This is a genomic window from Mucilaginibacter phenanthrenivorans (assembly GCF_024721155.1).
Lineage (GTDB): Bacteria > Bacteroidota > Bacteroidia > Sphingobacteriales > Sphingobacteriaceae > Mucilaginibacter > Mucilaginibacter phenanthrenivorans.
This window is the reverse complement of sequence record NZ_JAHVAP010000001.1, coordinates 33554-54690: the sequence shown is the minus strand read 5'-3', so window position 1 is coordinate 54690 and position 21137 is coordinate 33554. Positions and strand designations below refer to the sequence as shown.

At 41.7% G+C, this 21137-nt stretch carries 27 protein-coding genes; 11 read left to right on the top strand and 16 right to left on the bottom strand.

From position 1 onward, the window contains the following. Positions 1 to 78: 78 nt before the first annotated feature. From prmA to mce, 7 genes are all read right to left on the bottom strand, one after another. Positions 79 to 915 carry a 50S ribosomal protein L11 methyltransferase gene (gene prmA, locus KXD93_RS00290; protein ID WP_258134852.1) on the bottom strand — a complete coding sequence of 279 codons (837 nt, stop codon included), beginning with the start codon at positions 913 to 915 and terminating at the stop codon, positions 79 to 81. Between the two features lie 55 nt (positions 916 to 970). Then, a complete protein-coding gene (locus KXD93_RS00285) occupies positions 971 to 1399 on the bottom strand; it encodes a hypothetical protein (RefSeq protein WP_258134851.1) in 429 nt (142 codons plus the stop codon). Between the two features lie 95 nt (positions 1400 to 1494). Next, entirely contained in the window at positions 1495 to 2259 is a 765-nt protein-coding gene (tpiA, locus tag KXD93_RS00280) for a triose-phosphate isomerase (protein ID WP_258134850.1), read from the bottom strand. A gap of 123 nt (positions 2260 to 2382) precedes the next feature. Further along, positions 2383 to 3564, bottom strand: a complete 1182-nt coding sequence (locus KXD93_RS00275) for a GlmU family protein (RefSeq protein WP_258134849.1) — start codon at positions 3562 to 3564, stop codon at positions 2383 to 2385. Between the two features lie 65 nt (positions 3565 to 3629). Then, positions 3630 to 3878: a type B 50S ribosomal protein L31 gene (locus KXD93_RS00270; protein ID WP_258134848.1), complete on the bottom strand. Its 249-nt coding sequence runs from the start codon at positions 3876 to 3878 to the stop codon at positions 3630 to 3632. Positions 3879 to 3976: 98 nt separating this feature from the next. Beyond that, the gene (locus KXD93_RS00265; protein WP_258134847.1) at positions 3977 to 4453 is read right to left on the bottom strand and encodes a hypothetical protein; all 477 of its coding nucleotides are present in this window, start codon (positions 4451 to 4453) and stop codon (positions 3977 to 3979) included. Between the two features lie 21 nt (positions 4454 to 4474). Continuing rightward, positions 4475 to 4876 carry a methylmalonyl-CoA epimerase gene (gene mce, locus KXD93_RS00260; protein ID WP_258134846.1) on the bottom strand — a complete coding sequence of 134 codons (402 nt, stop codon included), beginning with the start codon at positions 4874 to 4876 and terminating at the stop codon, positions 4475 to 4477. A gap of 94 nt (positions 4877 to 4970) precedes the next feature. Here mce and KXD93_RS00255 point away from each other — a divergent pair, with 94 nt between their 5' ends. From KXD93_RS00255 to KXD93_RS00245, 3 genes are all read left to right on the top strand, one after another. Next, positions 4971 to 6182 carry an IscS subfamily cysteine desulfurase gene (locus KXD93_RS00255; protein ID WP_258134845.1) on the top strand — a complete coding sequence of 404 codons (1212 nt, stop codon included), beginning with the start codon at positions 4971 to 4973 and terminating at the stop codon, positions 6180 to 6182. A gap of 73 nt (positions 6183 to 6255) precedes the next feature. Further along, positions 6256 to 6669: a Fe-S cluster assembly scaffold IscU gene (gene iscU / locus KXD93_RS00250; protein WP_258134844.1), complete on the top strand. Its 414-nt coding sequence runs from the start codon at positions 6256 to 6258 to the stop codon at positions 6667 to 6669. 85 nt (positions 6670 to 6754) lie between these two features. Then, complete coding sequence (locus KXD93_RS00245; protein WP_073401317.1) at positions 6755 to 7081, top strand: HesB/IscA family protein; 327 nt, start codon at positions 6755 to 6757, stop codon at positions 7079 to 7081. Between the two features lie 138 nt (positions 7082 to 7219). Here the strand turns inward: KXD93_RS00245 and KXD93_RS00240 are convergent, their stop codons facing one another. Both KXD93_RS00240 and KXD93_RS00235 read right to left on the bottom strand, forming a co-directional pair. Then, positions 7220 to 7741, bottom strand: coding sequence for a transposase (locus KXD93_RS00240; RefSeq protein ID WP_258134843.1), 522 nt, complete (start codon positions 7739 to 7741; stop codon positions 7220 to 7222). 177 nt (positions 7742 to 7918) lie between these two features. Continuing rightward, positions 7919 to 8632, bottom strand: coding sequence for a nuclear transport factor 2 family protein (locus KXD93_RS00235; RefSeq protein WP_258134842.1), 714 nt, complete (start codon positions 8630 to 8632; stop codon positions 7919 to 7921). A gap of 287 nt (positions 8633 to 8919) precedes the next feature. On the opposite strand from KXD93_RS00235, the gene KXD93_RS00230 reads away from it, so the two are divergent. Further along, positions 8920 to 10833, top strand: coding sequence for an AMP-dependent synthetase/ligase (locus tag KXD93_RS00230; protein ID WP_258134841.1), 1914 nt, complete (start codon positions 8920 to 8922; stop codon positions 10831 to 10833). After that, positions 10833 to 11657: a CPBP family glutamic-type intramembrane protease gene (locus tag KXD93_RS00225; protein WP_258134840.1), complete on the top strand. Its 825-nt coding sequence runs from the start codon at positions 10833 to 10835 to the stop codon at positions 11655 to 11657. Before KXD93_RS00230 ends, KXD93_RS00225 begins: the two co-directional genes overlap by 1 nt. Here the strand turns inward: KXD93_RS00225 and KXD93_RS00220 are convergent. From KXD93_RS00220 to KXD93_RS00200, 5 genes are all read right to left on the bottom strand, one after another. After that, complete coding sequence (locus KXD93_RS00220) at positions 11644 to 12003, bottom strand: SDR family NAD(P)-dependent oxidoreductase (RefSeq protein WP_258135688.1); 360 nt, start codon at positions 12001 to 12003, stop codon at positions 11644 to 11646. The genes KXD93_RS00225 and KXD93_RS00220 overlap by 14 nt on opposite strands. Positions 12004 to 12029: 26 nt before the next feature. Next, positions 12030 to 12380, bottom strand: coding sequence for an SDR family NAD(P)-dependent oxidoreductase (locus KXD93_RS00215; RefSeq protein ID WP_258134838.1), 351 nt, complete (start codon positions 12378 to 12380; stop codon positions 12030 to 12032). Positions 12381 to 12388: 8 nt separating this feature from the next. Then, positions 12389 to 12805, bottom strand: coding sequence for an ester cyclase (locus tag KXD93_RS00210; protein WP_258134837.1), 417 nt, complete (start codon positions 12803 to 12805; stop codon positions 12389 to 12391). 62 nt (positions 12806 to 12867) lie between these two features. After that, positions 12868 to 13758 (bottom strand): helix-turn-helix domain-containing protein, encoded by an 891-nt coding sequence (locus tag KXD93_RS00205; protein WP_258134836.1) that lies wholly within the window; start codon positions 13756 to 13758, stop codon positions 12868 to 12870. Positions 13759 to 13761: 3 nt separating this feature from the next. Continuing rightward, positions 13762 to 14445: an HAD family hydrolase gene (locus KXD93_RS00200; RefSeq protein WP_258134835.1), complete on the bottom strand. Its 684-nt coding sequence runs from the start codon at positions 14443 to 14445 to the stop codon at positions 13762 to 13764. A gap of 116 nt (positions 14446 to 14561) precedes the next feature. Here KXD93_RS00200 and KXD93_RS00195 point away from each other — a divergent pair, with 116 nt between their 5' ends. The 3 genes from KXD93_RS00195 (at position 14562) to lysS (ending at position 16911) form a co-directional block, all read left to right on the top strand. Then, positions 14562 to 14789: a hypothetical protein gene (locus KXD93_RS00195; RefSeq protein WP_258134834.1), complete on the top strand. Its 228-nt coding sequence runs from the start codon at positions 14562 to 14564 to the stop codon at positions 14787 to 14789. Next, a complete protein-coding gene (locus KXD93_RS00190; protein ID WP_258134833.1) occupies positions 14780 to 15037 on the top strand; it encodes a Txe/YoeB family addiction module toxin in 258 nt (85 codons plus the stop codon). The genes KXD93_RS00195 and KXD93_RS00190 overlap by 10 nt, the downstream gene beginning before the upstream one ends. A 152-nt stretch (positions 15038 to 15189) precedes the next feature. Continuing rightward, a complete protein-coding gene (gene lysS, locus KXD93_RS00185; protein ID WP_258134832.1) occupies positions 15190 to 16911 on the top strand; it encodes a lysine--tRNA ligase in 1722 nt (573 codons plus the stop codon). 94 nt (positions 16912 to 17005) lie between these two features. Here lysS and KXD93_RS00180 read toward each other — a convergent pair whose 3' ends face one another. After that, the gene (locus KXD93_RS00180) at positions 17006 to 18970 is read right to left on the bottom strand and encodes a sialate O-acetylesterase (protein WP_258134831.1); all 1965 of its coding nucleotides are present in this window, start codon (positions 18968 to 18970) and stop codon (positions 17006 to 17008) included. A gap of 95 nt (positions 18971 to 19065) precedes the next feature. Here KXD93_RS00180 and KXD93_RS00175 point away from each other — a divergent pair, with 95 nt between their 5' ends. Beyond that, a complete protein-coding gene (locus tag KXD93_RS00175; RefSeq protein ID WP_258134830.1) occupies positions 19066 to 19389 on the top strand; it encodes a hypothetical protein in 324 nt (107 codons plus the stop codon). A gap of 120 nt (positions 19390 to 19509) precedes the next feature. Beyond that, positions 19510 to 19722, top strand: a complete 213-nt coding sequence (locus tag KXD93_RS00170; protein WP_258134828.1) for a hypothetical protein — start codon at positions 19510 to 19512, stop codon at positions 19720 to 19722. A gap of 55 nt (positions 19723 to 19777) precedes the next feature. On the opposite strand, the gene KXD93_RS00165 is transcribed toward KXD93_RS00170, so the two are convergent. Next, the gene (locus KXD93_RS00165) at positions 19778 to 20329 is read right to left on the bottom strand and encodes a DUF2892 domain-containing protein (protein ID WP_258134827.1); all 552 of its coding nucleotides are present in this window, start codon (positions 20327 to 20329) and stop codon (positions 19778 to 19780) included. A 72-nt stretch (positions 20330 to 20401) separates the two neighbouring features. On the opposite strand from KXD93_RS00165, the gene ung reads away from it, so the two are divergent. Continuing rightward, positions 20402 to 21091, top strand: a complete 690-nt coding sequence (gene ung, locus KXD93_RS00160) for a uracil-DNA glycosylase (protein WP_258134826.1) — start codon at positions 20402 to 20404, stop codon at positions 21089 to 21091. Positions 21092 to 21137: the final 46 nt, after the last annotated feature.

Sequence of the window (21137 nt, the reverse complement as noted above, 5' to 3'; positions counted from 1 at the left end):
TAGAAAAAAATAACCGGAATTTACGAATATTTAACATAAATTATATATTTCCAAAGCCCGGTTTATACAGGTGGGCTCTTATTTCACAAATTTTGCAGCTACCCAGTCTTTGTCTTTTTTATGGCTGATGTATTTTAAGCCATATTTACCGCCTTCACTGGAAATTATGTCAAGGTCCGGAGTTTCATAAAACCCACTGAAATAAATTTCGCCGCCGGCTTTTAGCGCTTCACTATAACGCCCCATCTGATCAAGCAGGATATTGCGATTGATATTCGCTAATATGATATCAAAAATTTCTTCCGGAATAGCCTCTTTTGAACCACATAAGGCTTTAATATTTTGAACGTTATTGAGGTGAGAATTTTCAATTGTGCTTTCATAACAAACCGGGTCGTAATCAATTGCTGTTATCGCTTTGGCGCCTAATTTTGATGCCATAATAGCCAGGATGCCAGTTCCGCAGCCCATATCCAGTACATTTTTTCCGGCAAAATCATTTTCAAGCGTCAACTGTAACATCATCGAAGTAGTCTGGTGATGCCCGGTCCCAAACGCCATTTTAGGGTCGATAACTATCTCGTAAGGAATTTCCGGCTTTGGCTGATGAAAGGTTGCACGTACAAAGATCTGGTTACCTATCTCTATCGGCTCAAAATTACTTTCCCAAACCTCGTTCCAGTTTTTTTGGGGGATAAGTGTGAGCTCGTAACTAAACGTGAACATATCCTGGTAAACTGATAATGTTGTATCCAGGGTTTCCTGGTTAAAATCACCTACCGGAATATAAGCTTTAAAGCCAAACTCTACTTCCTCAAAGGTATCGAAGCCAATCTCTCCCAAAGCATTTATAAGCAAATCCTGTTGGTAATCTTCAGTAACTATGGTGGTAAAAAGAAGTTCGTAATAGTTCATTTTCTTTTAGATATGAGATTTGAGACGTGAGATTTAAGATCAAAAAACAGCAAAATCAACGGTCTTCGAACAAGTATAAAACGAGCAGGTTAATAAACCAATAGCCTAATTGTACCGCCGTCATAAAACCCACAAGCTTAACAAGGTTACTGACTCCGCGCTGCGGTTCCCAAATGGCGTAGCTTATGCCAAGGGCAAACACCAGGCAAATAAAACAAAGGTCAATGATAACATTTATCTTATCAGCAATTGTCTTTTTCTCCATCCCGTTCCATACCGGCGCGATCACAACATATTGCGTTAATACAGCTACTAAAAACAGCAATGGTAAAGTATACCGGTAAAAAGCCATAAAACTCGTCAGGTTACCAACGCCCATTTTATCAATTTGCAGGGTAAAGTATAGCGTGCTATACCTTATCGCAACAAAGTAGATAAAGAAGCCAATGAACGGCGGGAGGATAACTCTGAGGAGGTGTTTCATGTTAGTGATTAGAGGTTAGAGACTAGAGGTTAGTTTAAAAGATTAGTTTTTTTATTTCAACTAGTCTCGGATCTCTAACTTCTAATCTCTCTAAATCAATTAAACACTTTCACGATATCGATAAAATCGCGGGATTTCAGGGACGCGCCACCGATCAGACCACCGTCGATATCCGGTTGTGCAAACAATTCAGGCGCGTTTTTAGGATTGCAGCTTCCCCCGTATAAAATGGTGGTATTGGCTGCAATCTCCTGACCATATTTTGCGGCAATTTCTATCCTGATAAAAGCATGGATCTCCTGCGCCTGCTCTGACGATGCAGTAACACCTGTACCAATAGCCCAAACCGGCTCATAGGCAATTACCAGTTTTGCGAAGTCTGTTTCGTCAAGGTGAAATACACCTTCAACCAACTGGCTCTTTATAATATTGAAATGCTCTTCTGCTTCTCTTTCCTGTAAAGTTTCGCCGATACAGAATATCGGTTTTAAATCATTTTTTAATGCGGTATCAGTTTTTGCAGCAAGCAGTTCATTGGTTTCGCCAAAATACTGGCGACGTTCAGAATGACCTAATATAACATATTCAGCACCAACAGATTTTATCATTTTTGCAGAGATCTCACCGGTATAAGCACCTGATTCGGCCTGGTGAGCATTTTGTGCACCTACTGCAACATTATTGTAGCCTTTAGCCAGTTGAGCCAGACTGTGCAACTGAATAAACGGGCTGCAAATAACAGCTTGCTGCTGACCTGTAGCCTCGTCCTTAAACATATTTATTATTTCAGAAAACAAGCTTAAACCTTCGTTATAGTCGAGGTTCATTTTCCAGTTTCCGGCAACAATTTTTTTTCTCATGATTGTGTTGTTATGGTGGTTAGTTGTTAAAGTTGTTGTAAGGGTTGTAAGGGTTGTAAATGTTGTAGTGGTTGTAGTGGTTGTAGTAAACAATTACAACTCCTACAACCTCTACAACCATCATCATCTCCTAAATTCCTTCGTTAGTTCAAAAATAGTTTCTAAAATATGCTTTTCGTTTTCATCAAATTCACGATGATCCCTACGGGCGAAAACCCTTTCGGCCGTTTCAAACATTTTTTTGATGGAATAAACATCAAGGCCCTGCGCACCGCCCCATGAAAAATCAGGAATGAAATTGCGGGGAAAGCCAGCGCCGAAAATATTCGCACTAACCCCTACTACCGTTCCGGTATTAAACATGGTATTTATTGCGCATTTGGAATGATCGGCCATAATTAAGCCGCAAAATTGCAAGCCTGTTTTGCGAAAGCGTTGCGAGGGATAATCCCACAGCTTCACTTCCTCATAGTTATTTTTAAGGTTTGAGTTGTTGGTATCTGCACCTATATTGCACCATTCACCCAGCACAGAATTGCCGAGATAACCCTCATGGCCCTTGGCTGAATACCCCCAGATCACTGCGTTATTAAGTTCGCCCCCTACCCTTGAGTACGGGCCAACGGTTGTGCCTCCATAGATCTTCGCCCCCATTTTCACCTGGGAGTGTTCACAAATGGCAAATGAGCCTCGGATGTGTGTACCCTCCCAAACTTCAGTATTATTGGCAAGATAAATAGGGCCGTTAGTGGTATTAAAGGTTGAACATTCTGCAATTGCTCCTTCTTCAGCAAAAAAATCGTTTCCGATGATGGTATTGGTTGAGCTGATTACTGCGCTGGTTCGTCCTTTGGTAAGGCTGCTAAAATCCTTGCGCAGTTCAATATCGTTCTTCTTGAAAATATCCTCGGGGAATTTGATCACCACCGGGGCGTTTTCCAATAACGTTATTGATGAAAATTCAACATCGCAATTAAAATTAGCAGCATCTGCCTCATTTAATTTAACAGCGATCAGCTTGTCTTCAAATTTTAATGCTTCACCGCTTTTTAGCTTATCAATTGCATCCAGCAGGTTTTCATCGGGGCAAACAGCTCCGTTGATAAATATATTTTCCTTCTCAATTCTTATCGGGAACTTTCCACGCAGCCAGGGCTGGGTATGGAATGAAAAATCCTGTTTAAGATATTTGGCCCACTTCTCGGCAATGGTAAGAATGCCGATTCGCAAGTCGGCAACCGGTCGGGTAAAAGTTAAAGGCAGAAGAGTTTGGTGTGCGTTATCGTCAAAAAGGATAATTGCCATGGTGCAAAAATAAAAAAAGTCCCCCGATGTACCGGGAGACTTGTAAATATTTTATCGAAACAAAATTATTTTTTGTTGTAACGGGTGCGGAATTTATCAATACGCCCTGCAGTATCAACCAGCTTCATTTTGCCAGTATAGAAAGGGTGTGAAGTGTGAGAAATTTCTAATTTGATCAACGGGTATTCATTGCCATCTTCCCATTTAATGGATTCGCGGCTGTCGATGCATGACTTAGTGATAAAGGCATAGTCGTTTGACATGTCTTTGAAAACAACTAATCTATAGTTTGATGGATGCAGATCTTTTTTCATTGTTATTTACTTCTTATAAAAGAGGTGCAAATGTAGTAATTATTTTTAAATATGAAAAAGGTAAATTTATTTTTTAGTGAATGGTTGATTGGGTTAGATTATTTCTGCAATGCCTTTATCTTCCTTTTAAGTATCTGATGTAAATGCGATGTTTGCAAAGACAATGTATCCCAGTTACAAACGCCACTGTACTCTACTGATTGCCTGAATATGCCCGGAAGTTTACCATAATCAATAATTAGTTTGAGATCACCAACAAAATCCGTACAAGATGCTCTTGGCTGTACCGGATTAGATATAATATCGCTTGCTAAATTGAACAAACTATCTTTCTCTTTCATCGTAAAATATGCTTTGGAAGAATCAATTTTTAATTTATGCCGACCTGTAAAAAACCCACCGTTGTCATAAAATTTCACTAGTGAAGTATCATCAAAATTATTGATAGTTATAACGGTGTGATCTTCTGATATAACAGTCAAAGAATTCCAATCTCTGCTCTTTTGTTTTCTACCAGAGTCGCATCCTGAGTTAACTATGAATAAACATATGGCTAATGGAAATAAATACTTCATAACATAAAATTTATCAACCAGTTAAATTACCGACTGACACAACTCCACCAACACCCCATTAGCACTTTTCGGATGCACAAAACACACCAATTTATTATCAGCCCCTAATTTTGGCTCTTCATTTAACAATACAAATCCATCTTCCTTTAAACGCTTCATCTCCGCCCTGATATCATCTACCTCAAAGGCAATATGGTGAATTCCCTCTCCTTTTTTAGCAATGAACTTAGCGATGGCGCTATCGGGGTTTGATGCCTCCAATAACTCGATCTTATTGGGTCCATTCATCAAAAACGCGGTTTTCACACCTTCCGACTGCACTTCTTCAATTTTATAAACCTTAGTATTAAGCAGTTTCTCATAGATATTCCCCGCGCTTTGCAAATCGTTAACCGCTATACCTATATGTTCAATCTTGTTCATGTCCAAATATTGTAAATTAAAGGTAATTTACTGCTTATTTTGAATGATTTTAAATAAAACTTACCTATCTTTGTTTTTGTTAATACTATTGACTATGAATCTTCCAATATATTTAGATAACAACGCCACCACGCCAATGGATCCACGGGTACTTGAAGCGATGTTGCCTTATTTTACAACAAAATTTGGTAATGCAGCAAGCCGTAACCATCCGTTTGGCTGGGTAGCCGAAGAAGGCGTTGATTATGCCCGCGAGCAGGTAGCTAAACTGATAGGTGCCAATGAGAAAGAAATTATTTTTACATCAGGCGCTACAGAGTCAGACAACCTTGCGATTAAAGGTGTGTTTGAAATGTATAAAGACAAAGGCAACCACATTATAACTACTGTTACCGAGCATAAGGCGGTGTTAGATGCCTGCAAACACGTTGAAAAACTTGGCGGAAAGGTTACTTATTTACCTGTTAAGGAAGATGGCATACTTGACCTTGAAGTTCTTGAGCAAGCAATGACTAACGATACTATCCTGGTATCTGTTATGTATGGCAATAACGAGATCGGTGTTATTCAACCGATAAAAGAAATCTCGGCCATTGCACACAAATACGGCGCTTTGTTTATGACAGATGCTGTACAGGCAGTTGGAAAAATCCCTGTGGATGTTAATGCTGACGGAATCGACCTATTAGCATTATCAGCACACAAAATATACGGACCTAAAGGCGTTGGCGCATTATACGTTCGCCGTAAAGGACCGCGTGTTAAAGTTACTGCCCAAATGGACGGTGGTGGCCATGAACGCGGTATGCGTTCTGGTACATTAAACGTACCTGGCATTGTTGGCCTTGGTAAGGCATGTGAGCTTTGCGGTTTAGAAATGGAAAGCGAAGCAAAACGCTTATCCGCTATGCGCGACAGGTTACAGGAATCATTAACCGTGCTCGAAGAAAGCTATGTAAACGGAAACGTTGAGCACCGCCTTCCGCATGTAGCCAATATCTCTTTCAAATATGTTGAAGGCGAAGGCTTAATGATGGCGATGAAGGATTTGGCTGTATCTTCAGGATCGGCTTGTACTTCGGCTTCGTTAGAGCCGTCTTATGTATTGAAGAGCTTAGGCTTGTCAGACGACCTTGCGCACTCATCAATCCGTTTTGGATTAGGCAGGTTCAGCACCGATGAAGAAGTTGACTACGCTATTGAAGTTACCAAAAAGGCTGTAACCCATCTCCGCGAACTTTCACCACTATGGGAAATGTTTAAAGAAGGTATCGACCTTGACTCAATTGAGTGGGCAGAACACTAATTTAATTTCGGAAATCGGATTTTCGATTTCGGATTTATTTATATAACAACAACTATTAAAAAAATATAAGAAAATGGCTTATTCAGATAAAGTAATCGATCACTATACCAACCCCCGCAATGTTGGCACTTTGGATAAAAGTAACCACAAGGTAGGTACCGGTTTGGTTGGTGCCCCTGAATGCGGCGACGTTATGCGCCTGCAGATCCAGGTTGATGACAACAACATGATCACTGATGCTAAATTTAAAACATTTGGCTGTGGCTCGGCAATTGCGTCATCATCATTAGCTACAGAATGGCTTAAAGGCAAAAGCATTGACGATGCCATGAAGATTGACAACATGGATATTGTTGAAGAACTGGCATTACCGCCGGTAAAAATTCACTGCTCTGTTTTAGCAGAAGACGCTATCAAAGCAGCAATTAACGACTATCGCGTTAAAAACGGTATGGCGCCAATTGAAAGCGAAAAAGTACATCACTAAGAAGAAACAAGACAATAAGAGTCAGGATTTAAGAATATATTTTTCTTGATTCTTGCTTTCTTGATTCTTGAATCTAACTAAAGAAATGATAACAATTACTGATAAAGCAAAAAGTAAAATAGATCACCTGATGACAGATTCGGGGCTTGATGCTTCGTATTTTCTGAGGGTGTCTGTTCAGGGAGGTGGATGCTCAGGCTTATCATACAACCTTGATTTTGATAACGAAATGAAGAAGGGCGATCAGTTTTTTGAAGATCGCGATATCCGCATTGCCCTTGATATGAAGTCGTTCCTGTACCTTGCCGGTACCGAGCTTGATTTCTCGGACGGCTTAAACGGGAAGGGATTTAATTTTCATAACCCTAACGCAAGCAGAACCTGCGGCTGCGGGGAAAGTTTTTCGGTGTAAGCTGATTAAAAATATAAACAAAGAAAGGCGCCAATCGGCGCCTTTCTTTGTTTCCTTCTTCTCCCCGGTGGCTGTGTCCCCACAGCCACCCGCAGATAGGTTAGAGAATTTGCCCCTGCAACTCTGCTGACACCTCACTCAAATCACATCCATATAGTGAGTTAACCAATCAAACTTATCATCTCCTCGCTCATAAAAGGAACAGGATGAGTAATAGTAATCGTTTGGATCGTCCACTAAATTCCAATGTGCCTGCAATGGGCTTAAATGGATATAATCTAACTTTTGCTCCAATATCTTTCTGTCGAACATAATAATCGGCAAACCTTTCTTTTGCCAGAATTGGTGATCGCGGCTAACATCATCCACCTTAAATTTATTTAGCATAGGATCATTGGTCGTTCTCAACTCCTTTAAAAATTCATGGCTTGTGAATTTCATAAAACTGGCATACGGCATTTCTTTGCCGTTTTTAGCTTTACATTCCCATATGATGTGGATATGGTTTGGCATAATCACAAAACCATAAACAATCAGCTTATCCCTTTTCACCAGGTGAATAATACTATCCAATACGATTTGCTTAAATTTTTCATTCTTTAAAAGTGGAATCCAATCGACTATGGCTACGGTGTAAAAAAAAATTGTGTTTAGCTCCATGGTTAAATTTATTAATTTTCTTTAAACCTAATACATCTTCGCCTAGCATGTTGGTGGCTGTGAGGACACAGCCACGGGGAGAGTTGAAAGAAAGTCATTCTTGGGAGCATCGGAAACTCTTTACCCCAACCCCGGTGGCTGTGTCCCCACAGCCACCCGCCAGTAAAGGGGGTAATACTAAAACATCCCATTCCCATGTGCCATTGCATCCGGCACTTCCTGCTCCGCACTCCAATGCTCAGCAATTTCACCTGCCCCAATTCTGAAAATATGAAATTGTGAAAATACTTTAATATTCACTGTAGATTCACAGTGTGCTACAACAAAATCCCCCTCGCCTATTATCCGGTGAACTTTGATAATGCCGGTGAGTGAAAATTTATTCGATGCGTTATGTTCAAGGTAATTTGATGCAAAATATTGAAATGCTCTCTCTCTGCTTTCAAACATCCTGCTGATTAAACGTTTGTTGGCTACTGAATCAGCAGCTTCATCAATTATTGAAGTTCCGTTAGTCATTGTTACTTCGCCATCTTCATCAGCAGGCAACGCCTGCCCCACATCCCAATGCTCGGCAATCATCCCACCTTCGAGCCGGAAGAGATCGATAACTGCTACTCGTTGCGCCATAAATTTAATGTCCAGGTGAGCGGCCACCAGGTCTCCATCCGCAATGACTCTTATGATTGGCGACGGCCCGGGCTCTGAAGGCTTTGGTAATGTTTTAAGAAATGCCAGCATTTCAAGCAAGCCGGTGCGACCATCTTTTACTTTGGGGCTATGCTGGATGTAATTTTCTTTAATATACATATCGACCAGGGAAAGATCAAGGTCACGGATTATTTTGCGGTAACAATCTAATACTATTTGTTTATTGGATTTTTGCTCCATTTTTTTGAGGATAAAAAGCTAACCGCACAGAAGTACAGTTGCTCTATGTAAATAAGTAGTTTTAACTAAAATTGAAGGGTATTAGCAATACAACGCCAACCGGTCAAAAAACCAGCGCTTGTATAACCTGTTTAGCAGGCCGGATTTTTGGCAATCCGTATTTGATATGTTGTGAAAGTAATTATGCCATAAATCTAAAGAAAAAAATCGGTGCAATCGTATTTCTTAAATCGACGCAATCCATATTATTTTTTAGATTTGCTTACATACAAACCGCTATTAACCGAATGAACACGGCAACCAAACGATCCACCATTCCGAGTCTTATCCGCTATATCATAAAGAATATCCATCCTGAAGACCACACATTCATGACCCACAAAGTTGAGGATACATGGGTGGAGATCAGCTATAAGCAAGCCATAGAAAAGATAGATGCTATCTCTTCGTGGCTGCTTGATATCGGCGTTAAAAAAGGTGATCGCCTGTCGTTAATAATTGAAAATGGCCCGGATTATATTTACTACGACCAGGCATTACAGCAGATAGGCGCAGTAAATGCCTCTATCTACCCTACCCTTTCAGAAACTGAAATTGAATATATTTTAAACGATTCCGGCGCAAAGACCATTTTGGTTGGTAATCCGTTTTTGTTACGCAAGATCACCAGGATAGCCAATAATTGCCCGGCGCTTATCCGCATCATCCCGGCATTTGAAGATTTTGAAAAATCATTGGCTAAATTAAATCTCAACGCCGGTGTAGTAAGCCTTAAACAGGTGATTGACGAAGGCTTAAAAATGGATGATAAACACACTGCTGCTATAAATAGCGCGCGCGAAGCCATTTTACCATCCGACCTTTCCTGCCTCATTTACACATCCGGCACCACAGGTACGCCAAAGGGGGTGATGCTTACCCATTTCAACCTTACTGAAAATGCAAGGACAAGCTTAATCCAAATCCCGATCATCGAATCGACTGATGTATTCCTGTCGTTCCTGCCATTATCACACGTATTTGAACGCACGGCAACTTACCATATCTGCCTGTTTACCGGCAGTAAAATAGCATTTGCCCAAAGCCTCGACCTGCTTGCAAAAAACATGGCCGAAGTACGCCCTACTGTAATGAACTGCGTACCAAGGCTTTTAGAACGCATCCACGACCGGGCCATGAAAAACGGAACGACCGCAGGCGGCGTTAAGTCGAAGATCTTTTTATGGTCGCTAAAAATTGGCAAGAAGGTAAGGCTTGTGCATGAGGCCGGCAAAAAGCCGGGTTTGATCCTGAGTCAGCAGCATACAATTGCGGAGAAACTGGTATTCAGCAAGATCAAAGAAAAAACCGGGGGCAGACTTAAGATTATGCTTTCCGGCGGCGGGGCATTACCCAAAAACATTGGTGAGTTTTATGGCGATCTGGGGATAAAGGTATTAGAGGGCTTCGGATTAACGGAAACCTCGCCCGTAATGGCAGTAACTGAAACCGACCGCATCATTTATGGTACCGTAGGCAGAATTATTCCAGGCATTGAGGTGGCTATCCAAAATGTCGACACCCAACAGATCTATACCATTCAAACTCACGATACGTTCAAACCCGATTTTCAGTCGGAAGAGGGTGAGATTATCGTGCGGGGGCATTGCGTAATGAAGGGTTATTGGAACAAACCCGAGGAAACCGCTACCGTTATTGATGCCGATGGCTGGTTCCATACAGGCGATATAGGCCGCTATTTCAGGGGCAACCTGCAAATAACCGACAGGCTGAAAAACATGCTGGTAAATGCCTATGGTAAGAACATTTATCCCACCCCGGTAGAAAACACCTATCTAAAAAGCCCCAAAATTGAGCAGATCTTTCTAATTGGCGATAAACGGGAATACATAACTGCGATAATAGTACCCTCTAAAGAAGGGTTGCAGGAAGCTTTTCAACTAAGCAACGAGTATTTTGAAAAGCCGGATGTGTTTATCGACGAAAAAGACATAACAGACTGGATTGGCCAGGACATCAAAAAATACTCCAACGAATTGGCAAAATTTGAGCGGATAAAGAATTTCAAGGTAAAGCGTAAACCATTCAGCATCGAAGATGGAGAGATCACCCCTACCATGAAAGCCAAACGCAAAGTAATTGAGAAAAAATACGCTAAGGACATCGATGAGTTGTACCTGGGCGACGCGGAGGCGGATTGATGTTAAAAGAAATATTTAACATCAGTGAATATCCGTCGCTAGACCAGCAAGGTAATTCATCCTTCATTCAAAAAATAGCCACCATACTAAAAACGTACGGGCTTATTTTCCTTTGCCTGATCCTCTCCGGATGGCTAAGCGTTTGGGTTGAATATTTTGTTACTCATTCACTGCACTTTAAAAGCATCCAAAAACAGTATAGCAAAACATTTGAGGAACAGTTTAAGAAGACCGGGATAGCCTGGGGCATGATCTACATTTGCCTTATTGGACCAATAATGGAAGAAACTGTATTCCGGCTTCCCTTGTCTTTAAAAAGGGTTCATGTTGCAATATGCATTGCCATCGCGTTTTTCATGTTTGGCAACGTTATTCCGTTTGTTAAAAACTTAAGCCACCTGCTTGGAAAAGGCTTTGCATTGGGTATTCGGGTCGCTGTAATTCTTGCAATCTATTTCGTTGTTGTACAGCTCATCCCAAAAGGCCTCGAAATAAGCGATAAACTAAAAAAACGCATTATAATCACTTCCATGTGCCTGTTCGCACTGATGCACATTGCAAATTTCATACCGCTGCAATGGAGCCTGATCTGGGTTTACCCTATATATGTATTGCCGCAATTTTTCATGGGCTGGGGCATCACCTATGTTCGTTTCAAACATGGGTTTGTTTGGGGAATAGTGTTGCACTGTTTGATCAATTCCGTATCCATGTCGTTTTATGCTACTTCGTTAAGCAGCAGGACCAAACACCTGCATCCGGTTGTCGACTCTGCTGCTAAACATAAACCTGGACAAACGCCTAAATCGGTTACCACGGACTGATACCCGTTTCTGCGTTATTATCTACGCTGTAAAAAATGCCATGTGGACCGTTCTCATCCAGCGTTGCAAATCTCACAATATCCTTTGCTGCGTCCGTCACGTGGCGGGGTCCGCCGTGATGGTTAAAATCCGTTGCCGTATATCCCGGATCTACAACATTTATCTTAAAGGCAGTATCTTTCAACTCGTAGGCAAGTACTACTGTATAAGCATTCAATGCTGTTTTTGATGGCCCGTAAGCTGCAGTTTTTACCTGATAATACTGCCATGTTGAATCATTATGTAAAGTGAGTGAACCCAATCCCGAAGTAACATTAACGATCCTCGGCGCATCGGATTTTTTCAGCAGGTCGAGAAAGTTATTAGTTACCTCTATCGTTCCGAAAAAATTGGTGGCGAACCTTCACGTGCAGTTTGAGTTGTCATCCCGAGGGCGTTTTGCGGAAATCCGCCACTGATGCCTGCATTGTTAATCAGCACATCCAGTGAGTTTATTTTTGTGCCGATCTCTGCCCTGGCGGCTTTTATCGATTCATCGCTGCTGATGTCGATTACTATCACTTCTACATTAGTTAAACCCTCAGCCTTCAATTTCTCAACCGCTTCATTTCCTTTTTCAAGATCACGACTACCGAGATAAACATAGTAGCCTGCTTCTATCATTTGTTTGGCGGTTTCAAAGCCGATGCTTTTATTCGCGCCTGTTATCAATACTGTTTTCATGGTAAATTTTAATTATTAGGTAATGGATTAACCAGGCCACTTATATCCCTGATGCTCCAGTGTTCTGTGTATTGCCCGTTATTTACGGTGATTATGTCGATGATATTTATGCTTCCCCGTTTACCGCTTGGTGCAATGCCCATAAAGGTATCAACATGAGTTCCGGAAATTGTTTTACGGGTAACAACTTTATCGTCTTCAAAAACCTGGTCGTGAATTTCAACCTTAATATCCTTTAACGCTTTGTGCATGATACTAATGGTAAAATCAATTATCCCCTGCGGCCCCCGGGCTGAACCAGGCGCTGTGTAGTTAACAAAATCGGGGTGGATAATTTCGTTGATGGCATCGATACTGCCTTTTTCGAGTACTTCCCTGTTGAAGCGGAGCACTACTTCTTTGTTCTGTTTTTCCTGTTCTGTCATATGTAATTTAATACGACAAAGGTATCACGGCAAAAACAGTTAAAACTTCACAAAGGCAGGCATTAATGGTACATATTCCGGCTTTGCTTGCGATAATTCATTGGTGTATCTGCAATCAGCCGTTTAAAGAAACGGTTAAAATAGGACGCATCCTCAAATCCCAGTTGCCAGGCAATCTCTTTAATAGAGAGTTCGGTATGAAATAAAAGGCGCTGCGCCTCAAGTACCAGTCGCTCATGGATAATCTCGATGGCGGTTTTTCCGCTTTGCTGTTTAATCACCTCGCCCAAATGGCCAGCGGAAATATTAAGCTGATCGGCATATGCGGCCACATCGTGTAATTCGGTATGTTGTTCCTCAATCAGCTGCCTGAATTTCTTCAGGAGCAAGCGATCAGTCGATAGATCTTCGCCTTCGTATTGTTCCTTATACAGCCTGCTTAGATAAATCAGTAAAACCCTTAAATAAGAAAGCAGCATCCCGTTACGCCAATCCTGCTTTTGCGCATGCTCGGCTTGCATCTTGAGTATCAGGTCTTCAATAAAAATAATATTCTCATCGGTCAGTTCAAGCTCATGCCCGTTATGCAGATTTTGGATGATTGGTAATTGCTTCAACAATGCATTTTCTTCTATTGCCAAAAACTCATCGGTAAAGCAAATAATTTTACCAATGGACGGAACTGATTTCTCCTTCACATGAACCTGGTGCGGCACTGTGAAATAAAAAGTATCCGGTTTTAAGGTATAGGGCACCATATCTATCCAGTGCCTGCTGCATCCCTGCTTTATTAAAGCCAGAAAATAGTAATCCCTGCGGTGCGGACTTAAAAACACGGTAGGAAGTTGCGCATATTGTCCCTTCATATCAAGAATCTCGAACAAGCTGTTCCCAGTCATGCTAATTTCCTTTAATGAATATATCGGGATTCCTGTTTCTGTTAGCTGGTTCATCGTTTACAAAAATTCAAGAATATCCTTAATATGGATTACACTTTTAAAGTTATCGTTTTCAATACTATGCTCAATGTGTTCGTGTGCCCAGGTGATGTGATAAGGCACATGCACACCATGCCCGCCAACATTTAATACCGGTAAAATATCACTTTTTAAGGAGTTCCCCACCATCATCAGTTCTTCCGGCCTTACGTCCAAATGCCTGATCAGCTTCAGGTAATTGGCATCATCCTTTTCAGACATGATCTCGATGTGGTGAAAATAATGGCTCACCCCCGATTTTCGTAGTTTACGCTCCTGATCCAGCAGATCGCCTTTTGTGGCAACAACCAACCTGTATTTATCCTTTAAGGCATTCAGCACATCCTCCACCCCATCTAATAACTCAATGGGTTGATTAAGCATTTGCTTACCAAGCTCCAGGATCTGGTCAATAACATCGGTGGTGATGGTGTTGCTGGTGATCCGAAGTGCGGTCTCTATCATTGATAGTATGAACCCTTTTATACCGTAGCCATACAAGGTAAGGTTCTCTATTTCTGTTTTCAGCAACTCACGCTCCAACTCGTGCTGGGTTGAATATCCGCCAAGTAATTGATAAAACTGCTCTTCCGTATGCCTGAAGTACGGCTCATTTACCCAAAGCGTATCATCAGCATCAAATGCAATTACTTTTAAATTCATATGGCAAATCTAATATCTACGTTATGAATATACGTAAACAGTATTTGATAAAATTTTATTTAAATTTGTGTGAGAGACTCATTTACCTATCAATCTATTAAAAAGCATAAAGTAAAATGAAAACACTAACAGTAAATATTGACGACTCTTTGTCTGAAAAAGCAATTACCGCTGTTTTAGATGCACTTAAGTTAGAGTACGATATTGAAGATGACAGTCAATACAAAGATGAAACCGAGCGAATCATGGCCAACTCATACCTTTCTGATAAAATAACCCAGGGAAGAAAAGATATGGAAGAAGGCAAAGGAGTAAAGATTGCGCTTAAAGACTTATGGAAGTAGTTTATCAACCCAAAGCTCTGGACGACTTAAAGTATTGGAAAAAATCAGGGCAAAAACATTTACAAATTAGAATACTCTCTTTAATTCAATCAATTCAAGAAACCCCGTTTGATGGTATTGGAAAACCAGAACCTCTTAAACACAATTGGAGCGGAATGTGGTCACGTCGTATAAATAACGTGCATCGGATAATATATGAAATCAAAGAGAATGAGATTCATATTTATTCACTAAAAGATCATTATTAAACAGCCAACTAGTTGACCTTACTCCTAAAATACTCGTCAAAAAACCTTTCTCCTTTAACCTCAAAACGCCTCCACACCTAATTCCCAAACCTTTCTCCTTTTACCTTTCAGCTTTCGCCTCAAAACCCTATTTTTGCACCTTTATTAAAAATATGAGCACTGCCCTATCCGAACAGGAAATTTTTCGCCGCAAATCATTACAGGACCTGCGTGCCTTAGGTATCAACCCGTATCCCGCCGAGGAATATAAGGTTACCGCCTTTGCACAGGATATTACTGACAATTTTAACCGCTACCCGGATCACTATAAACAGGTTACCCTTGCAGGCCGAATCATGACGCGCCGCATTATGGGCAATGCATCCTTTGCTGAGCTGCAGGACTCAACCGGTCGCATGCAGATCTATTTAAAAAGAGATGACCTGTGCCCCGGTGAGGATAAAACTTTTTACAATACGGTATTTAAAAAGCTGATGGACATCGGTGATTATATTGGCGTAAAGGGTTTTGTTTTCATAACTCAAACCGGCGAGATCTCTGTTCATGTACAGGAATTAACCTTACTGGCAAAATCATTAAAACCGCTTCCGGTTGTTAAACGTGAGGAAGACGGCCAGGTGCATGACGCCTTTACCGATCCTGAACAGCGTTACCGCCAGCGTTATGTAGATTTAACGGTTAACCCGGAATTTAAGCAGATCTTCATCAAACGCTCAAAGGTGATCAGCAGCATGCGCGAGTATTTTAACAAGCAGGGCTGGATGGAAGTGGAAACACCGATATTACAGCCTGTGCACGGTGGCGCAGCGGCACGTCCGTTCAACACGCATCACAATACACTGGACATGCCTTTATACCTGCGCATAGCCAACGAGCTTTATTTAAAAAGATTGATAGTAGCGGGTTTTGATGGTGTGTATGAGTTTGGTAAGATGTTCCGCAACGAGGGCATGGACCGTACCCATAATCCGGAGTTCACCAGCATGGAGATCTATGTAGCCTATAAGGACTACAACTGGATGATGGCAATGGTTGAGGAATGTTTGGAGATTGTTGCACGCACTGTTACCGGCATCCCGGTTGTACAGGTAGGCGCTAACGAGATCAATTTTGCAGGCCCTTATGAAAAGCTTTCCATGTATGATTCCATCCTGAAATATACCGGGATAGATGTATCAGCTATGGACGAAGCAGCCTTACGCGAAACTTGTGTCGGGTTAGGTATCGAAACAAATAGTACAATGGGCAAAGGCAAGCTGGTCGACGAGATCTTCGGCGCGAAGGTTGAAGCCAACCTGATCCAGCCAACCTATATTACCGACTATCCCATAGAAATGACGCCGCTTGCTAAAAAGCACCGTACAAAAGAAGGATTGGTTGAACGTTTCGAGCTGTTTGTAAACGGCAAGGAAATAGCTAACGCTTATTCAGAATTAAACGATGCTATCGACCAGCGTGAGCGCCTGGAAGAACAGCTGATCTTAGCCGGTCGCGGTGATGACGAGGCAATGGCGATGGATGACGACTTTTTGCGCGCGCTTGAATATGGTATGCCGCCAACTTCAGGTTTGGGTATTGGTATCGACCGTTTAGTGATGCTGATGACCAATCAGAGCACTATCCAGGAAGTATTGTTTTTCCCGCAAATGCGCCCGGAGAAAAAAACAAAGACCGTTACCGTTGATGACTTTGTTCATGTAGGCGTGCCTGTTGAATGGGTGCCTGTTTTAAACAAAATGGGGATCAATAATTTAGAAGAATTAAAAGCCGCTAACCCAAACAAAGTATTTAACGACCTTGGCGGAATGCGCAAAAAATTAAAACTGGATATTACCATGCCTGCAAAGGAAGTGGTAATGGCCTGGTTTGCGTAATTATTCTTTGTAGAGACGCAATATTTTGCGTCTCCAAACATAACTGACAAAATATCTCAGAGACGCCCCGACAAATCGAGGCGTCTCTGCTTTTTTATTCAAACTTATGCCCAAGCGTAACACCGTCCCAGGTATCTGATCGGAACGGACTTACCGGGAAGCCCTGAATATTGAACAGGTTGGCATCAACCGGCGCATTTGTCCACCCATACCGAACAGCCACAGGATTTGGGACCGCACTGCACCAAACTTTCACTTTATTTTTATCGGTTATTACTGCCTGCGCGTAGTAAAATTTATGATCGGCTCCAGCCAGCTCAAATCCCTTTACATAACCATATTGATCTTTCGCCATTAAGCCGTTTTCGGCATTTGAGAAGCTAACCAAAGCTGATCCGCCTGAAAAATCAGCAGAGACAAACAGGGGGCTCGCAAAAAATCCGGGCTGGTGGTAAACCTGGGTTAATGAAGTAGCAGCCAGGCGGTAACCTACGTCTGCCTTGTCCTTCGGGTGGATATTAAAGGGGTCGCCAATATCTGTTGTTACAGCAACGCCTGTATTTGGCAGCTGCAAAGCCATATTCTGCGCCTCACGTAATTCGGCCCAATTGCTGCCGAGGTTACTATTTTGCGAGGTGCCGAATGATGATAGTTGCACAAATAGAAACGGCAGTTGCTCTTTCCATCTTCCGCGCCAGTCGTTTATCAGCATCTGGAATACCGAGCGATACTGGAATGCCCGTTCAGCATTTGATTCCCCCTGGTACCAGATCACCCCGGCCAGCGCATAAGGGATCAGCGGGTTGATCATGCCATTATATAAATCAAACGCGGTATTATTTGGCAGAAAATCAAAATGGTATGGCTTACTCAAATCCGGCATTACATGCCAGTTACCATCGGCTATGTTGATAGTTGTATCAGCAAAACGAATATTCAGGTCATTTGCACCCGTTCCGTTGAGCCCTGTACCAAACCAGGTTGGATTTTTTTGCGCCGATTGAAAGTTGATCAATAAACTATTCATTCCTGTCTTCCATGTTCCGGCAGGGAGGCTAAGCTGGTAATTTGTCGGTAGCGCACCCTTATTAATTAGCTTCCCATTAATGTAGATATCCATATCGGCGTCTGTTTGACCGAGTGAAATAACCGAACCAACTGAACTGTATGAGCTATCCAAACTTAAGGTACGCTGCATAAATCCCAATCCCCGGTATGAGTACAGCCTGCCGTTCCACTCCCACGATCCCGGTGCATAAGCATGCTGCCAGGTGTCAAAAAAATAACCGGGCTTCGTTGCCAGGTCTTCCGCGGTAAAGTTTACAACCGGGCCGTTATGATAGGCCCATCTTTTTAATAATTTGTCTGATCGTTGGCTTAGCTGATCGGCGTTTTGCGGCAGATCTGGCACTAAGGCCTTAAAATCCGGGGATGCAACTATAGTTTCCCTGCTGATCCAATCCTCAGCTTCTGTTCCGCCCCAGCTGCTGTTTATGATTCCAACGGTAACATGCAAAGTTTGCGAAAGCTTTTTGGCATAGAAATACCCAACTGCTGTAAAATCTCCAATGGTGTTAGCTGAGGCAAGTATCCACTGGCCGGTAACATCTTTTTCGGGTGTGAGACTGATCTTGTTTTGAACATGAAACTGGCGGACAGCCACCTGCGATGCTACCTTTTGTTCAGCTTTATACCCGTATGCATTTTTAAGCTGGAACTCCATATTTGATTGCCCGGAGCAAAGCCAAACTTCACCCAGCATGATATCAGAATAACTTATAGATTCTTTTCCCGATGAGATCTTCATTGTGTAAGGCCCTCCCTCCTTCATCGACGCTAGTGTGGCCGTCCAGTTTCCCTGTTCATCGGCCTTGACTACTATATGTTGGTTGTTAAGGTCGATTATAACCTTGGCTTTTTTTCCGGTGCGTCCCCAAACCGGAATATTATGGTTTCGTTGCAGCACCATATGGTCGCCGAAAAGTTTTGAGGTAGAAAGCTGTGCGTAGACGGCAGATGCAGCAAAGATAGCTGCAAGCGTAATCGTTAAAAATTTCATACAAATATTTACAGGGTATTGGCTCGTAAATATAAAAATTTAACGCTGGGCGGGTATATAGTATTATAGCTTAAATTGCGTGATATTTTACAGCGATGAAAAGCAGGATCATGTACATAGAACGAAAGGCTAACGAAGTTACCGGAACAGCAAGGATTGGAAGAGTTACTTTTTCAAAAACGCTTCGTACAATGTATTACGATGGTAAGGAATTCATCAAGGTAAAGGGCGGGTATAAATACAATTGCATTGAAATAGCAACAACAGAACCTTACTGGATCTCGGGATGCAAAAAGAATGGCGATGATACACTTTATGGCGGTAACATTCCTATCGAAATAGACGGGGATGTCCGTGAAGAATATTGGACTAAAATAAGATTGAAACCTCATCTTCAGGAAAAAAACACATCGAATTAAGCATTACAACCACTTGTTAATATAACTCATTAACAATTCTTTAATAAAAGGATAATTTTAATAACACTTTGGCATTTGGTATGTTGATTACTTTTACAATGCAACAAAATGCAAATTAAGATGACTAACTCAATATTAGAAATAACCGAAAACGAATACCTGATAAAACTGAACAGAAGCAACTTTAATCTTTCGTTCATCAGGAGCCTTTTGAAAATGGTAGAGGTGGCTAATCCAACGGATGAAAGCTCGTTTATTGCCGACAGGTATATCGCACCAGCTCAAATCATCTCTTCTGAGCCAGAATATTACAGCTCAATTGAAGAAAAATAAAAGGGACGCGATGATTTCGCGTCCCTTTTATTTTTTTTGATATTTCTACCTGCCTTTAGAATTGGCGGTATCCGCCCCTTACTACCTGTTGCTTATCCATTTGTGCCATTTGGCCCTTCATCATTTTTATCTGTTCGGTAAGTAATTTGTTCTTATCATCCTTTGACGCTTCCGACAAGTACATTTGTGCTTCGCGTTTGTTACGTTTTGCCATTGCTATGCCTGCCAGGCTCAACTTAGCCAACGCTACATTATGCGACATTTTCATACCCAGGGTAAGCGATTTCTTAAAATACTTTTCTGATTTCAATGGTGATTTGCGCGATTCAATCAAACCGATCAACAAATTGTAATAACCCCACTGGCTTTTGTTCAGTTGTTTTTCGTAGTCGGTAATCTTCAATAACCATTCTTCAGCTTTTTCAGATTGTTCTTTTCGCAAAAACCATTGCGAAATGATCATGTTTTCATTAAAGAAATAACTAAGCAATACAAAGCCACCTAAAAACAATACAGGTATGCCCCAGCCCCAATGGCCAAAAACACATAGTACTATGGCAGCACCCATAATTCCGCAGGCAATAATTAACCTTACTATATTTGACATCTTTTAAAACTATAAATTAGTATGCAAATATCCGTTTATTTGTACGCTTAATCAACATCTATATTAATATTTATGGCAGGAGAATTAGAGCCCTCGTGGCTGAAAATTTTAGGCGAAGAATTTAACAAACCTTATATGGTCAACCTTAAGATTCTTTTAAAAAAGGAAAAGGACGAAGGCCACAAAACTTACCCTAAAAACGCCGACATTTTTAACGCATTCAACAAAACGCCGCTTGACAAACTGGAGGTCGTTATTCTTGGCCAGGACCCTTACCATGGCGAAAATCAGGCACACGGATTATCATTTTCCGTGCAAAAGGGCATCACTATTCCACCATCCTTACGAAACATTTATAAGGAGCTATCCACCGACATCCCCGGCTTTATTATTCCTAACCACGGCGACCTGACTGAATGGGCGGAACAAGGAGTGTTGCTTTTAAATGCAAGTCTGACCGTAAGAGCGGGCACACCTAACTCACATCAAAAATACGGCTGGGAGACTTTTACCGACACTGTGATCAAAAAGATCTCGGACGAAAAAAAGGGCATAGTCTTTATCCTATGGGGCGCCTTTGCACAAGCCAAGGCTGAATTGATCGATCAAAAGAAACACCACATTATCAAATCGCCGCACCCCTCGCCATTTTCAGCGGATCGGGGATTTTTTGGCTCAAAGCCTTTTTCAAAAACAAATGAGATCTTGGTAAAAGAGGGAAGAAAGCCGATTGATTGGCAAATTAGCCCCCTAACCCCCTAAAGGGGAGATTATAATGCGATGTCAAAAGAAAGGCCTGCTTTATAAC

What these genes read in the sequence shown, in the direction of transcription:
- KXD93_RS00235 (WP_258134842.1), bottom strand. Translation starts at nt 8,632, where the DNA reads ATGGAGCAAAAATCCAATAAACAAATAGTATTAGATTGTTACCGCAAA.
- ung (WP_258134826.1), top strand. Translation starts at nt 20,402, where the DNA reads ATGGCAGGAGAATTAGAGCCCTCGTGGCTGAAAATTTTAGGCGAAGAA.
- KXD93_RS00240 (WP_258134843.1), bottom strand. Translation starts at nt 7,741, where the DNA reads ATGGAGCTAAACACAATTTTTTTTTACACCGTAGCCATAGTCGATTGG.
- iscU (WP_258134844.1), top strand. Translation starts at nt 6,256, where the DNA reads ATGGCTTATTCAGATAAAGTAATCGATCACTATACCAACCCCCGCAAT.
- KXD93_RS00170 (WP_258134828.1), top strand. Translation starts at nt 19,510, where the DNA reads ATGACTAACTCAATATTAGAAATAACCGAAAACGAATACCTGATAAAA.
- lysS (WP_258134832.1), top strand. Translation starts at nt 15,190, where the DNA reads ATGAGCACTGCCCTATCCGAACAGGAAATTTTTCGCCGCAAATCATTA.
- KXD93_RS00270 (WP_258134848.1), bottom strand. Translation starts at nt 3,878, where the DNA reads ATGAAAAAAGATCTGCATCCATCAAACTATAGATTAGTTGTTTTCAAA.
- KXD93_RS00215 (WP_258134838.1), bottom strand. Translation starts at nt 12,380, where the DNA reads ATGAAAACAGTATTGATAACAGGCGCGAATAAAAGCATCGGCTTTGAA.
- KXD93_RS00180 (WP_258134831.1), bottom strand. Translation starts at nt 18,970, where the DNA reads ATGAAATTTTTAACGATTACGCTTGCAGCTATCTTTGCTGCATCTGCC.
- mce (WP_258134846.1), bottom strand. Translation starts at nt 4,876, where the DNA reads ATGAACAAGATTGAACATATAGGTATAGCGGTTAACGATTTGCAAAGC.
- KXD93_RS00200 (WP_258134835.1), bottom strand. Translation starts at nt 14,445, where the DNA reads ATGAATTTAAAAGTAATTGCATTTGATGCTGATGATACGCTTTGGGTA.
- KXD93_RS00245 (WP_073401317.1), top strand. Translation starts at nt 6,755, where the DNA reads ATGATAACAATTACTGATAAAGCAAAAAGTAAAATAGATCACCTGATG.
- KXD93_RS00165 (WP_258134827.1), bottom strand. Translation starts at nt 20,329, where the DNA reads ATGTCAAATATAGTAAGGTTAATTATTGCCTGCGGAATTATGGGTGCT.
- KXD93_RS00205 (WP_258134836.1), bottom strand. Translation starts at nt 13,758, where the DNA reads ATGAACCAGCTAACAGAAACAGGAATCCCGATATATTCATTAAAGGAA.
- KXD93_RS00275 (WP_258134849.1), bottom strand. Translation starts at nt 3,564, where the DNA reads ATGGCAATTATCCTTTTTGACGATAACGCACACCAAACTCTTCTGCCT.
- KXD93_RS00210 (WP_258134837.1), bottom strand. Translation starts at nt 12,805, where the DNA reads ATGACAGAACAGGAAAAACAGAACAAAGAAGTAGTGCTCCGCTTCAAC.
- KXD93_RS00265 (WP_258134847.1), bottom strand. Translation starts at nt 4,453, where the DNA reads ATGAAGTATTTATTTCCATTAGCCATATGTTTATTCATAGTTAACTCA.
- KXD93_RS00285 (WP_258134851.1), bottom strand. Translation starts at nt 1,399, where the DNA reads ATGAAACACCTCCTCAGAGTTATCCTCCCGCCGTTCATTGGCTTCTTT.
- prmA (WP_258134852.1), bottom strand. Translation starts at nt 915, where the DNA reads ATGAACTATTACGAACTTCTTTTTACCACCATAGTTACTGAAGATTAC.
- KXD93_RS00255 (WP_258134845.1), top strand. Translation starts at nt 4,971, where the DNA reads ATGAATCTTCCAATATATTTAGATAACAACGCCACCACGCCAATGGAT.
- KXD93_RS00225 (WP_258134840.1), top strand. Translation starts at nt 10,833, where the DNA reads ATGTTAAAAGAAATATTTAACATCAGTGAATATCCGTCGCTAGACCAG.
- tpiA (WP_258134850.1), bottom strand. Translation starts at nt 2,259, where the DNA reads ATGAGAAAAAAAATTGTTGCCGGAAACTGGAAAATGAACCTCGACTAT.
- KXD93_RS00195 (WP_258134834.1), top strand. Translation starts at nt 14,562, where the DNA reads ATGAAAACACTAACAGTAAATATTGACGACTCTTTGTCTGAAAAAGCA.
- KXD93_RS00230 (WP_258134841.1), top strand. Translation starts at nt 8,920, where the DNA reads ATGAACACGGCAACCAAACGATCCACCATTCCGAGTCTTATCCGCTAT.
- KXD93_RS00175 (WP_258134830.1), top strand. Translation starts at nt 19,066, where the DNA reads ATGAAAAGCAGGATCATGTACATAGAACGAAAGGCTAACGAAGTTACC.
- KXD93_RS00190 (WP_258134833.1), top strand. Translation starts at nt 14,780, where the DNA reads ATGGAAGTAGTTTATCAACCCAAAGCTCTGGACGACTTAAAGTATTGG.